Source organism: Nitratidesulfovibrio oxamicus, assembly GCF_015731765.1.
Lineage (GTDB): Bacteria > Desulfobacterota > Desulfovibrionia > Desulfovibrionales > Desulfovibrionaceae > Cupidesulfovibrio > Cupidesulfovibrio oxamicus.
Genome location: NZ_VRYY01000592.1, coordinates 1 through 12,422, shown reverse-complemented (window position 1 = coordinate 12,422; position 12,422 = coordinate 1). Strand labels below are relative to the sequence as shown.

Sequence of the window (12,422 nt, the reverse complement as noted above, 5' to 3'; positions counted from 1 at the left end):
CGGCGGCGGGGGCCACGGGCTGGAGCACCTGCGCGGACCGGGGCGGAGTGGCGGCGGGAGCCGCCGGGGCGATGCGCATGGCCTGCGCCCGCGCCGAGTAGGCCTGCTCGATCTGAGTCAGGGCTTCGGCTAGGGGCACCTGCAAGTCCTGCAAGCGCAGGAAGGATGAGGCCGGGAGGGAGAATCCGTAGATTTCGGCCAGTGCTTCGACCTTCTGTTCGATGGCCACGGCCCGGTCCTGCCGCGCCTGTTCGAGGGCTGCGCGTTCCCGCTCCTGCTGGATGTGGCGCAGGATGATCGCCTCGACCTCGGCCTTGATGGTCTTGAGGGGCTTGGTCTTGTTCAGCCAGGCATCCTGAATGGGGATGTCGAGGCCGGGCAGCCCGTGTTCATCAAGGGTGGCCGTGATGAGGAACTGGACCTCCCGGCGCTTGTCCGCGCGCTGGAGTTCCTCGAACGCCTTTACCTGCGCATCGAGCCCGGCACGGGCCTCCACAATGATGGCGGTGACCGCCTTGATCCGGTCCTCGAACTCCCTGATCGGGGCGCTGACCCGGCGCACTGCCTCCTTGCGGGCCGCTTCGAGCCGGTCGCGCACCTTGTTCAGGCCAGCCATCTCGGACTTGATGGCAGGCACCATGTCCTCGGTGACCACGAGCCCCTCGTAGTTGGCCACGATGGCCCGCACCCACGCTTCGAGTTCCTCGGCGTTGAACGAGATGGCGGGCAGGGTTTCGGTGATCTTCGGTTCGGTCATGGCTAGAACCCCGAGGGCATGTCGCCCATCTGCTGGTTGGCATCGGGCGGGATGTTGAGCAGCGCACCGGACTTGATGCCGTCGATCATCTGCGTGGTTTCGGGCTTGGTGAGTTGGTCGATGCTCTGGATCGAGTCGTCGCCGGTCATGTGGCGCGCGAGGGAGACCAGGGCCACCTCATCGAGCCCGGCCTTCTTGCCCTCGTTGCGCAGCATGGCGAGTTGCGCGGCAGAGGGGGCCGGGGGGTGGTCCGGGTTGTGGGCGGGCTGCGGGTTGCCCTGCTGCGGCGCGGTGGTCTTCTTGCCCGTGCCTTGGGGCTTCTGCTGCTGCGAGGAGGTGGCGGCACCGGCACCGGGAATGACCTCGGGCATGTCCTCGATGTCCTGCGTGAAGATGTCGGAGGCGGCAGTGGAGGTGAGAACCGCGTCCACGAGGGCGCGCTTCTTCGCCATCTTGAGCACCGTGTTGTAGTAGTCGGCGGGGTTGTCGTGCTCGACGCGCTCGCCGTGGGTGCTGATCATCCAGCGGCCTTCGGCGTCCTTCTTGGTGCCGAACTTGGAGCCGGGCAGACCGGCCTTGTTGGCCGTCTCGCGCAGGATGCGGGCTGCGGCGGTTGGGTCGCTGCGGCGGGTGTCCCAGTAGCTCTTGGGCACGGGGACGGAAGTGATCTCGCCATCACCGGCGCGGTAGCGGTACTTGCCCTCCATGGTGGAGCACAGGCCCACGCCCGCGCCGACCATGACGCCGGTGAGGATGGACACGAGCCGGACCATCACGCGGTACTCGCGGTGCCCGCCGGGCATCTCGCGCTCCTGGATGTCGTATTCGGGCGCGAGCCGGAACGTCATGGCCAGCTTTTCGGCCCCGGCCTTGAGCAGGGTGGGCTTGTCGCCGCAGCCGGGGATTTTCCCGAAGTGTTCGCCGTCCTTCATGACGGCGTGCATCACCTGCTGGATGTGCCCCACCTGCGCCACAAGGTCGGTCACCGGCATGTAGTTGGTCGGAGCCGGGGCGTGAGGCGAGATGGGCGCAAGAGTCTGTGCCTGGTTCATGCTGTCCTCCCGTGACAGGGATGTGGGAAAGGTGCGGCGCTGGGCCGCGTGGTTGCCGTGTGCTAGGCCGCGCCTGCCGGGAACATCCGTTTCAGGCGCTCACGTGCAGCGAGGCCCTTGTGGTGCCAGTTGACCGCATCGGCGCGGGCGCTGGCGTCCCTGACTTCGCGCCGGAAGCTGTGGCCGTGGTACGAGGGGATGCAGAAGTAGTGGGGCATGATCTCGACCTCGCAACCGGTGTCGGCCATGTCCACGGCGTAGCCCCATGCCTCGACTTCGTTGGGGTGCTCGACCGTTTCGAGGTGGATGCGGTCTGCGCCCTCGCGGGTGTAGGCGATGGTGAACCACTGCATGGTCACTGCCTCCATCCCTGCGCGCGCTGCCACGTGCGGGCCTGCGCGCTGAGCGCCCCGATCTGCATGGCCACGATGAGCAGGGCCAGCATGTCGGCGCTGTTCGCCCAGACGGGCTTGCCGTTCACTCTGGTGATGATGGTCGCCATGTTCCCTCCTCTTGCCGCTAAGCCTCGCGGGCCATTCGTTCGCACAGGCGAATAGGCACCTCGGGGTTGAAGTACGCATCGCTCCTCAGCATCTTACTCAGGGCTCTCTTGCCGTGCTTCGGGCCATACCGTTCGAGGATGCGTGGTTCCCATTCGGCAAGAAGAACCTTTGCCTTCTCGCGCAGGGCCTTCATCTCCTCGGTGCGCCGTTTGCGTTCGGCGCGCTCCTGCCTCTCCAGTTCGCGCCGGTGGCGCTCCAGGTCGCGGTCCAGATGCCGCAGCCGGTTGGGGACGTTGAGTTCGCCGTGGTCGAAAGGGCGGTTCTGCATGGTTCTTCCTCTGCCAGTGGGTTCCGGTCCTGCGCCCATTCCCTGCCGTCGCGTGCCTTCCCGCTCCCAAGGGCTTGCGGCTTGCCGTGCTCGGTACTTGCTGGGCACCACCGCCCTCGGCTCCTTCCGTCCGCTCTGCCGGGGTGGCGCTGCTCGCGGGGTGTTCCTCGGTGGTGGTGAAAAGATAGTAGCCATATGTAGAGTTTTGCGCAAGGCGAAATTGCCATACGTAGAAAGTGTAGGCAAAAAAATCACCGCCCGGTGAAGGGCGGTGATGAAGGGGAGGCGGTACGTAGCGGGCCCCGCCGAGGCGCATTATACCCGGACTCTTGCCGTCGATCTCAGTTGTACGGGGACTAAGGCAGGGATCTTAGCCTGTATGGCGCTGTATATATCGATAGGAGCGCGAGTTTCAATGGTTACGACGCAGGCGTATTTGATATGTCTAGGCCGGAACTTGTCGTACTGCCAGTCAGAACGAGCTTGCGCATGGATATCAAGCATGGGATCCTTTAGCGTTCTAGAATGTTTAAATTTCGTCCAGTAATGCTTTGTGGTGTCCCATACGCCAAATTTCCGCCGTTCAGCCTCTGTGAGGTAGAATTTTTTAGAATTTACTGACTCCGGCTTTGGAAGTTTGTGTTCACCGATAACATTTGATTCAACAAGAGCTTTGAACCGTTCAGCTTCCAACTCTCGGTTTACTGTGTATGGTTGTTTGTCAACTGTATATGTATATATGTCACAATGTGGGCGGAACTTTACGTCAGCACCTCCAAGTGTGTATTCATCAGGCATAGATGGAGCAATGTCAGTGGCGTACACGACTGTCCAAGAGAGTTGTATAGTTTTTTTCCCTATCGTATCTGATGGAAGTGGTATGGGAAGAACTGTTCGTCTTCCTATTGGGAGGTCTCCATTATAAAGTATTGTGACCTTGTTCTTTGAGCATGTCGTAAGCTCTGTGATGTCGTAATCAAGTGCTCCCCATCCCCAATTAGGTTTCCAGGCGTCATGGGTGATGGCCTTATGGATCATTAGAGCCTTTGCAGTTTGCGGGGTAAGCGTTGAGTAGTCGTCAACTCTATAGAGAAGGTGGCTGGCCAAATTGCAGGCTAGTGGGGCGGCAAAGCTTGTTCCCTGGGTTGCTGTGCACCCCCCCGCGTCTCCAGCCAAAAAAACGGTAAAAGGTTGTTTGTCGTCACCGCCGAACATGTGAAGGTCTGGCTTTACACAGTTTCCTGATCGGCCCGGGCCTGGGCAGCTATATGGGGTTTTGACGGGCTTCTTGTCTGGGGTGTGTACAAAGGCTCCGATGCCAAGGCCATTTACTATGTCGGCAGGGGGTTGGATTCTGTTCCAAGGAGAAGCGGCTTCGCCTGCATTGCCCGCTGCGACAACAAAAAGTACGTCGAGCTCGAACGCTAATCTGTCGAGTGTGGAGGTGAAGTAGTCAATTTCTTTGTCTTCGATAGGCTGGTCAGGGCCAAAGCTTAAAACATATGTTTTAATGTTCTGATTTTCATCAGAACGGACTGTCTGTTCGATGGCTTCAACCAATGCGTAGAGGTCGAGTTCGGGAATCGATGTGGGGTTAGGGGGTGGGAGAACGCGAAAAGATTTTGCGCGGAAGGCTGGAGGGGTTGTCGCAAGTTGTGGCTTGTCACCGTATAAGACTGCGCCGCACACGGCTGTGCCGTGTGCGATGGATTCATAGGTTGCTGGCTGTGGCGTTATCTCTTCTTGGGTTACCCAAGGGCCAAGCTGGGGAATAGTTGTGTCAACGCCGCCGTCAAACACGCCAATGTATGGAAGGTCTGCCGCGCGTATGCCAATGGGTTTAACAATTTCTGGTCCTGCAATTTTTCCGGATGAAGAAAACCGTGGGAATGAAACTCGCGGCATTGGGCGAATCGATCTGATGGGATTGAGTGTCGCAAGCGCTAAAGCAATTTGTTTTGATGCGCGTATCGGGAGGAAGCGAGGGCCTCCGAGTCGTGCGCCCATATCCCACTTGAAAAGTTCCATGGGATAAGTTTTATCCGTTAGCTCTTCCTGTAAAATTCCCAAGAGCGTGTTCCAGTCGTCAGTTTCGAGAGGATGGATAATGAGTTCTAGGATTGATGGGGAATCGGTGTTGATATTTATAAGTTTTTCAGCAGGCTCATGCATCCTAATGTTATATATTCTTTGTATGGACTTCCTTTCCTGGTCTGTAGTGAAAGCATCATCTTTTAATGCGATGAGCGATTTTTTAAGTGCTTCTGGGGTAGCTTTAAAAAAAAGCCTTCTAGAGGTTTTTGGATCTGCAAATATTCTGTTGTTTCGTTCAGTTTGGGTTATTCCGATTGATCCGTGAAGTTCCCATTGTGCTTTGTCAAAGAACTGTTTGGGATAATAGCTCTTCGCAATGTAATTGCAGTCGAGGTCGACAGCAAAAAAAACGCCGCTCTTGATTCTTTTGTTTTGGGGAATGGCTTCTGCGGCTAGAGTTGTTGCTTCTAGTTGGGGCAGGAGTCTGCTTTTCGCCTCTTCGTAGGTCCATACTGCGTCTTTGTCGTTGAATCCGCCTTGGTATGGTACTTCTCTGGCTAGTTGTTCTCCTTTGGCTAATATTGGTAGCTTGTCTTGATTCATTGTTCACTCCGTTGATTTTGCAATTCTAGATATTGTTGTGTGTGAAACGCCTATTATTTCTGCGAGTTTTCGGAGAGTAAAGAATCTAGGGTTGCTGGACCTTGCTGCTGTGACAAAAGATCTTTTTGCTGTTTCTGAGAATTCATTGAAGTCGATTTCAGCAGCTATTTCTGACATCATTGCTTCTTCTATCCGTATGTTGTCAACGATAGCACGGGCTTTTGATCGTCTCGCATATTCTTTTATATCTGCTCCGCTTGATGATTCCAATATCTCTGCAATGAGATGGGTCAATGTCGGAGATATTTTGTTGTTTGATATATATTTTTGTAGAATTTTTTGTCGAACATCTGTGTCTGGAAGTGGTATTTCTATCCATTTTGAAAACCGCCTCTTGAAAGCATGATCTATTGATTCGGGCATGTTTGTTGCCGCAATTATTATTGAGTCGTCAGGCCAGTTTTCTATTTCTTGAAGTAAGACGGTTACAACCCTTTTCATTTCTCCAACGTCATTATCGCTATTACGTTGTGCCCCTAAGGCGTCAAATTCATCCAAAAGCAGTATACAGCGCTCAGATTTTGCCGCATCCAGAGCTTTTTTAATGTTGTGCCCAGTCTGGCCTAGGTAGCTAGTAATAACAGCCGCTAAATTCAGACTGAGCAATGGCAGTTCTAGTTGGCTTGCAAGCCACATGGACAGGCTGGTTTTTCCTGTTCCTGGCCTGCCCATGAGTGCTAAGCTGGATGGTGGCAATACGCCGTTTGCTTTGAGAAGGTGGGCGTTTTGTCTCTCTAAAACAAAACGGGATATTTCGTCTTTAGTTTTTGCGGGCAGGATGGGACATTCGAAGTCTTTGGGTACTTCGAAGCGCTGTATTAATTCGAGACCAGAGTCTTGGTCGCGTAATTCGTGGCCGAGCTTCTGGAAGCTCCGGGTTGCCCCCGTTCCGCCCGTTGTGGAGATGATGCGAGAGAGCCGCACAGCAAGGTCTGGGTTTTCGGCGTGTATTCTTTTGAATTTTTTGCGAATAACGGTGAGGGCCTCGCGGTCATTGCGGCGCGACGCCATGGCTGTGAGCTCTTCGAGAAGTTCGGTTACGTGCTGCATTTTTCAACATTGGAACACATTGCATCACGCGTCAAACGAAAAATTACACAAGCATATCTAATTGTGTGTTTTTATTCTGTATTAAATCTTATAATTTTGTAACATGTCCATTTCGCACAGACGCTTGCTTGCTACTTACCGCTCACATCACTCCATGCCCAAATGACCCGGCCCACGATGGCCCGGTGCCAATCACCCTCGAAATCGCGCTTGAGGCTGTATACCTCGGGCGGGTAGGCCGCCGCGTTGTCCGAGTAGTAGGTGAGGCGGTAGTCCTTCTCTTCCGGCAGGTGTTGCGCATGCACGCGCTTTACCTTGCCCGCTCCATCCGGGTCCATCACAAGCATGATACGCCCCGGCCTGTCCGCGTTCTTGTCCTGCCTGTCCACGAGCACGATGTCGCCGGGGGCCAGCGTTGGGGCCATCGAGTCCGACCCCTTGGCAATCCGGACGGCGATCAGGTCTGCCCTGTGGCGGATGGTTTCCTGATGTCTCCAGACGAGAAACCACGAGAGCAACTGTCCTTGAGGGATGATACCCGGCCCGGCTCCGGCCTCGTCCACCAGCGGGACGGCGTAATAGTCCTCATGCTCTGGCGTGGGGAGGCCGTTCCCGGCAGCGGTGACCTTGGCATCCACCCAGCAGACTTCGCGAGGGGACGGGCTTTCTCCTCTGTCAATGAGGGTTAAGCCTGCGCTATCCGCTAAGCGGGCAATCTGGTTGAGCCATTGGGAACGTTCTTTGTCCAGAAGGCGCGACAAAGTGGAGGTGTGGGTCTCAGCGGCCTTGGCCAGCCGAGACTTCTTTCCCTCGAACCGTTCATCGATCGCGCGGTTTAAACCCGAGATGAAGTCTTCGTAGAATCCCATATTCCTATTGAACATGTTGGTCGGCACTTGGCTACTAGCCATGATGAGATTTTGTGTTGATGCTATTTCTACGTTTGGCTACCATTGAGCCATGGACATCAAGCAAGACATAGACCGGTTTCTGGCTGAGTCAGGTTGGACGCCGTACCGCCTTGCAAAGGAATCTGGCGTCAACATTAACATTATTCGACGGATTCAGCTCGGACGGCGACAGGGCATGAGCTCGCGCACTTTGGGTAAGTTGGTGCCGTTTCTGTACCCTGCTTTTCTCTCGCCTTCCCCCACTCCACCCCGCGACGCGGCCTGACGGCATGGCATGCCCATGCTGCCGGGCCGCGTTGTCACTTCAACCCGCCTGCGGGCGGCATCAGGAGGCAGCATGCAGATGTTCGGGCGCTTCCACTTCTTCGAGCGCAAGGAGACCAAGGGCTCACCTGTGCCGAGCATCCACGCCTACTTCGAGTTCCTGCACGAAGACCGGCCTGAGTTCTGGTTCCACGTCAAGGGCGTGGGCTCGCTGCGCTTCAAGCAGGTACGTCGCACTCTCTACGAATTAACCGAAGCACGTCCGGAAGTTGGGCCACTCCCTCGAGGCGGTGGTCTGTCCCAGCGGGAAATCGAGTGGCTGCGTGAGCAATGGGGCTGGCACGCGGGCGGCTATACGACACCGACCTTGGACTTCTCTGGCTTGCGGCGGGCGCTACGCACCTTGAAGTTACTCGCCTGTGGGCGAGGCCCCCGGCCCAATTGCGGAGGAAGTTCCGCGTTGCATCACGATGGCGTGTAGCGGACGGGTTGTCATGCCGGGATGTCATACGTCAGGGGTGAGTGCGCTTCTTGGTCTTGTTGTCGGAGTCCTGTTCGGAAGCATGTATCTCTTCTGCGGATGGAGATTTCTTGATTCGTTCATCGTGGCGTTTTGCATTTTCATCGAAAAGATATTCTAGAAAATCATCACGCTTCTGCTTTGATAATTTGTCAGGTGCGTGATGGTAAACAAGTGATGCATACGCCATATGGCGAAGAAGTATGTCTTCAAAGTAGGGAAGCGAATCATATGCACCCATGGACCGAATCGTCTCAACCTTAATGCGCCATTCCTCAATGGCGGCCTCATACGCAAGGCCTCGGACATGCCTGAGATCAGCCTGACGGCTTTCGTATACCTGTGTCCCAATGGCGGCTGTTGCTCCGATTACGGCCCCTGCGAGAGCAAAAAGGCCAGACATGTAGGGTTTCGCGTCCATGAAGTCCTCCCTCGGTTGAGAAGGTTGGAGTGGCTACCGCCTCCATACCGAGGGTTCGCAGCCGGGGGCAACCTGCCCCCGGTGTTGCGGGCGGGAGGGTGATCCTCCGCTACAGTTGGCAGATGACCTTGGCGATGCGGCCCGATTGCGTGGCGTCATAGTCAGCGCGAGGGCCGGGAAACGGGATGTCTGTGAGTTCGATCTCCTCGATGTCCTCCAGTCGGTAGGTTCGCCAGCCAGCAACAGGGGACGGCGCGTCCGGGATGGGTGGCTGGTAGGACTTGAGCAGGAGCTTGCCGTTGGCGCTGAGTCCCAGAAGGTGTGGCTCGATCATGCATTCATGCTCTGCGCAGCGGACGAAAAGGCAGCAGCGGTTCCGGATGGCGGTACTGATGAGATCGTTCATGAGGTGCCCCGCGAGAATGAGTGTGCTGATGGGTAGTTATCTCTTCCTGTGGGGTAGGGCGGGCACACGGGCAAGGTCAATTATGCAGCATGATTTTTACAGGACGCGGGGCGCTGCTGCCGGTGGAGGCTGGTCGGGTGCTGGCGGTGCAGCATCCTGCATCAAGGGTGCATCGGCAGCCGTAGCTGGTACTCGGCGCGCAGGCGCGCCCCATGTCCTCCCGCGTGGTGACGCAGAGCCGTTGCAACCACGGCATCAAGCAGCGAGCCGGACAACGCGGGGGAGGGGAGCAGGACGGATCGCCAGTCCACGTCTCCCGGCGAGGTCAGGCGGACCAGGGCGACGTGGTTGCCGTTCAGGCACCGGCGGCTGGTGACGTGGGCATGCACCTTCTTTTCCATGCTCACACGTTACCCCGACATGCGCCAAGAGAAAATGAAACTTGTCAGGAGGTTGTTTAATGCGCGCGTTGGAAGATGTGATCGCGGACATGGTGGAGAACTCGGGGCGTACCCTGACTGCCATCGCCGCCGAGATCGGCAAGCACAAGTCCACGCTCTCGCGCGAGCTTTCGCCCTATGACGCGGGCGCGAAGCTCGGCGTCGAGTCGCTGGTGCCGCTGATGCGCGCCTGCGGCTCCGTGGCCCCGCTGGAGGCGCTGGCCGGGTTCATGGGCTACGGGCTGCGGCCCCTTGGCGGCGAGCCGGATGGCCGGAGCATGGAGGACGAGTGCCTGCAAGGCTATGAGGCCGTGACCGACTTCATCAAGGCCGCGCGGGCCGGGCGGCACTACACCGACCTCATGCCCAGGCTCCGCGCCGCGCTCAAGGAATTGGAGGATGTGGTTGTGCGCGCCAGAGACCGGGACAGCGGCGCAGGGTAGGTGCTCTCCGTGGCGCATGGTGTGGTTGCAGACTGCGGAGCCAATCTGGCTACGACGCAGTGGCGCGCGGCCCGAAAAGAGAGAAGCCCCCGTGGTGCAGACGGAGGCTCCTCAGAGAGGGAGTACATCGGAGGTGATGTACTCTCAAGATGTGTAGTGTCCACTTCTGGTGCGGTCAACATGAATTGCTGATGTTGCGCAATAACCACAAAGGGATACGCAAGGTGGGATAGCGCGGCGGTGACGCCGTGTGCCCATGCATGAAGGGGGCGCGTGTGACGGGACAGTACAGGCAGCGTGAAGTCCCATTGGCGGGTGGTTCCCGGCACTGCGATGCAGGGGTGGCAAGCCTGCGTGCGTCCGGGGCCGCTCGTTCCCCTGCGCGGGGCAGTGATCAGGTCGAACCCTGCGGATGCCCCTACCGCCCCAAGTCGCCCGAGCAGATCGGCTACACGACGCCGGAGGCTGCCCGCGCCGCGTATCTCCGCTATCCCCACCTGCGCCCGTGCCCCTTCACCAAGCCACCCTGGCAGTGGCTGCACGTCGAGTGGTGCAAGACCCGTTGCTGGGGGAGGAGGGGGCAGGAGCCGGAGGGGAGGGGGAGAGGGGGGCACCCGGCCCGGTGAGGGCGCTTGTATTCATAACCGTTAAAAGACGCGTCCGAGGTTCACAGGTAGTTGGGTGCGGACGGCAGGGTGCATTTTTTCGCCGACGCTAAAAGACGCGCGGCAAGGGCACAGCTATTCGGGTGTGAAGGGCAGGGTGTGTTTTTGGAGATTTTACACCCTGCAATACAAAGGAAAAAAGTGTGCTATAGCCCGAGAGATTGCCCTTCGACCGGCGTCTTTTTCAGGTGAGGCGCAGATCGTTTGCATAGCGTGCGCTGGTTCCGGAAATCCGGGGCCGGACATGCGAGGGTGGTCATGAAGTTGGAAACGACGCTCACGTGGACGCGGTACGACGGCACGCCGGGCACATTGCCCGAAGTGGGTCAGAGCGTGCTGCTTGAACGGGGCGGAAGGGTGCTGGCTGGCGCGGCCCGGCTGTACTCCCTCCCATCCGCTGGGCGGTTGTGGTTGTGCCGCGACGAATGGTTGGCTCTTGTCCATGGTGACCTTTGGGCACCGTGGCCGGATGCGCCGACACGGCGCGGAAGAGGATGAGATGAGACGCAGGACGCGGGGGCTAGGGTCACGGCTGGTGACCAAGGAGTGGCTGTCATGAGGTGGTTCAAGCATCTCACCGGTGCGCATCAAGACGAGAAAATGGCGCGCCTCGTGTCCGAGCTCGGACTTGAGGGGTACGGCTTCTATTGGCTCATCCTGGAGACAATCGCCGGGCAAATCGAGGCCGGGAGCAATCGCACCGCGCTGACCTATCCGGTTGCGTTTTGGCGGAAAATCACCGGGTTTTCTCCGAAAAAACTGCGGAATTTCGCTGAAATTTGCTCGAAAATTGGAATTTTCTCGGCGGAATTTTCCGAAAACTCACTCACCATCGATATCCCCAACATACTGAAATACCGCGACGAATGGTCGAGGAAGAAGGTCAAGAACTCCGGAGTCGCTCCGGAGCCGCTCCGGACCAAAGATACAGAGACAGATACAGAGACAGAAGGAGATAAGCCCCCCCCTACCCCCCCGTTGGGGGGTGGAGACGGGTTGGGGCCGGTCGATTCTCTCCCTCCCGAAGAGCCTGATGCGCCAGAGCCGCCTCGCCATGTCCCGGACATCGAGCTTGAGCAGTTCCTCGACGCCTACCCTGAGCGGGCCCGGCAGCCGATCTACGCCGTCTTGCCGTCGTGGCTGGCCATGAAGAAGGCCAGGGCGTACCCCGGCCTCCCCCGGCTCTTCGATGCCCTGTCCGAGTGGGAGGGCAGCGAGCAGTGGGCCAAGGAGGGCGGGCGGTTCATCCCGTCGCCCCAGAAGTTCCTCGCAGGGCGGTTTTGGCTCAATAAGCCGCCACGGTCGCCGGACCCGTACGCCAACCTGCGGGGCAAGTCGTTCCACGAGATCAACACCGCCGACTATGAGGCCAGGCTGGCCAGAGAAGCAGAGCAGACGGAGGTACGGGCATGAGCAAGGCAACGCCAAAGAACATGGGCCGGACGGCATTCGAGGCGCTGGTCAGCGATGTCTACGCGGGGTTCGGGTGCAACCCACCCGGCGAGCGTTCCCGCGACATCTGGTTCGAGCAGTGCGGGCATGTCCCGTCGGGGCCACCGCTGGAGTGGATTCGGCAGCGTCTGCTCGACGGCGCCACGCTGCCGCGCAACCTCGGCCAGGCTATCCGCGTGCTGTGGGAGGAGTGGCAGGCCAACCACCCCGAGCAGGTGGTCAGCGATTCCCGCTGCTGCCCGGAATGCGATGTGCCGGGCGTGATCTTCGCCTGGGCACCGGCCCGCGATCCGCGCACCGGAACGGAGACGTGGCAGCGCCTGGTCCGCCGGTGCCGGTGCCATCCCGGCGGCAACGGGGAGACCCGACGCGACATCGAGGCGCTGGGACTCATGGTCATGCCGCGCGGCTACGTGGGCGGCACCGTCGCCTTCGAGCGCGAACGCCTCGGGCTCTACCCGGACAGGGGCAACCATGGCGGGCCGGTGCCGCGCGCGGTGCGGGCCTTCGAGC

General features: G+C 58.7%; 15 protein-coding genes. 4 read left to right on the top strand and 11 right to left on the bottom strand.

Annotated elements, in window-relative coordinates:
- The 8 genes from FVW20_RS16020 to FVW20_RS15985 all read right to left on the bottom strand — a co-directional run.
- Positions 1-757, bottom strand: a 757-nt coding sequence (locus FVW20_RS16020) for a DUF1351 domain-containing protein (protein WP_196610380.1), incomplete at its 3' end; no start/stop codon positions are given.
- A 2-nt stretch (positions 758-759) separates the two neighbouring features.
- On the bottom strand, positions 760-1,809 hold the full coding sequence (locus tag FVW20_RS16015; protein WP_196610379.1) for a hypothetical protein: 1,050 nt from the start codon (positions 1,807-1,809) through the stop codon (positions 760-762).
- Positions 1,810-1,871: 62 nt separating this feature from the next.
- Positions 1,872-2,162 carry a hypothetical protein gene (locus FVW20_RS16010; protein WP_196610378.1) on the bottom strand — a complete coding sequence of 97 codons (291 nt, stop codon included), beginning with the start codon at positions 2,160-2,162 and terminating at the stop codon, positions 1,872-1,874.
- Between the two features lie 2 nt (positions 2,163-2,164).
- Complete coding sequence (locus tag FVW20_RS16005; RefSeq protein ID WP_172596576.1) at positions 2,165-2,311, bottom strand: hypothetical protein; 147 nt, start codon at positions 2,309-2,311, stop codon at positions 2,165-2,167.
- 17 nt (positions 2,312-2,328) lie between these two features.
- Positions 2,329-2,640 carry a hypothetical protein gene (locus tag FVW20_RS16000; RefSeq protein WP_196610377.1) on the bottom strand — a complete coding sequence of 104 codons (312 nt, stop codon included), beginning with the start codon at positions 2,638-2,640 and terminating at the stop codon, positions 2,329-2,331.
- 315 nt (positions 2,641-2,955) lie between these two features.
- Positions 2,956-5,277 carry a S8 family peptidase gene (locus FVW20_RS15995; RefSeq protein WP_116306624.1) on the bottom strand — a complete coding sequence of 774 codons (2,322 nt, stop codon included), beginning with the start codon at positions 5,275-5,277 and terminating at the stop codon, positions 2,956-2,958.
- A gap of 3 nt (positions 5,278-5,280) precedes the next feature.
- On the bottom strand, positions 5,281-6,387 hold the full coding sequence (locus tag FVW20_RS15990) for an AAA family ATPase (RefSeq protein ID WP_116306298.1): 1,107 nt from the start codon (positions 6,385-6,387) through the stop codon (positions 5,281-5,283).
- Between the two features lie 131 nt (positions 6,388-6,518).
- Positions 6,519-7,256: a S24 family peptidase gene (locus FVW20_RS15985; RefSeq protein WP_116306296.1), complete on the bottom strand. Its 738-nt coding sequence runs from the start codon at positions 7,254-7,256 to the stop codon at positions 6,519-6,521.
- A gap of 379 nt (positions 7,257-7,635) precedes the next feature.
- Between FVW20_RS15985 and FVW20_RS15980 the strand changes: the two genes are divergently transcribed.
- Positions 7,636-8,043 (top strand): hypothetical protein, encoded by a 408-nt coding sequence (locus FVW20_RS15980; RefSeq protein WP_196610376.1) that lies wholly within the window; start codon positions 7,636-7,638, stop codon positions 8,041-8,043.
- A gap of 31 nt (positions 8,044-8,074) precedes the next feature.
- On the opposite strand, the gene FVW20_RS15975 is transcribed toward FVW20_RS15980, so the two are convergent.
- The 3 genes from FVW20_RS15975 to FVW20_RS15965 form a co-directional block, all read right to left on the bottom strand.
- Positions 8,075-8,503: a hypothetical protein gene (locus FVW20_RS15975; RefSeq protein ID WP_012612798.1), complete on the bottom strand. Its 429-nt coding sequence runs from the start codon at positions 8,501-8,503 to the stop codon at positions 8,075-8,077.
- 109 nt (positions 8,504-8,612) lie between these two features.
- On the bottom strand, positions 8,613-8,909 hold the full coding sequence (locus FVW20_RS15970; protein ID WP_041727517.1) for a hypothetical protein: 297 nt from the start codon (positions 8,907-8,909) through the stop codon (positions 8,613-8,615).
- 161 nt (positions 8,910-9,070) lie between these two features.
- Positions 9,071-9,310, bottom strand: coding sequence for a hypothetical protein (locus FVW20_RS15965; RefSeq protein ID WP_012612796.1), 240 nt, complete (start codon positions 9,308-9,310; stop codon positions 9,071-9,073).
- A gap of 59 nt (positions 9,311-9,369) precedes the next feature.
- Here FVW20_RS15965 and FVW20_RS15960 point away from each other — a divergent pair, with 59 nt between their 5' ends.
- The 3 genes from FVW20_RS15960 to FVW20_RS15950 all read left to right on the top strand — a co-directional run.
- Positions 9,370-9,792: a phage regulatory CII family protein gene (locus FVW20_RS15960; RefSeq protein WP_007526798.1), complete on the top strand. Its 423-nt coding sequence runs from the start codon at positions 9,370-9,372 to the stop codon at positions 9,790-9,792.
- Positions 9,793-11,012: 1,220 nt separating this feature from the next.
- Positions 11,013-11,870, top strand: coding sequence for a DUF4373 domain-containing protein (locus FVW20_RS15955; protein ID WP_196610375.1), 858 nt, complete (start codon positions 11,013-11,015; stop codon positions 11,868-11,870).
- Positions 11,867-12,422: hypothetical protein (locus tag FVW20_RS15950; protein WP_196610374.1), on the top strand; the 556-nt coding region annotated here is incomplete at its 3' end. The genes FVW20_RS15955 and FVW20_RS15950, both read left to right, overlap by 4 nt.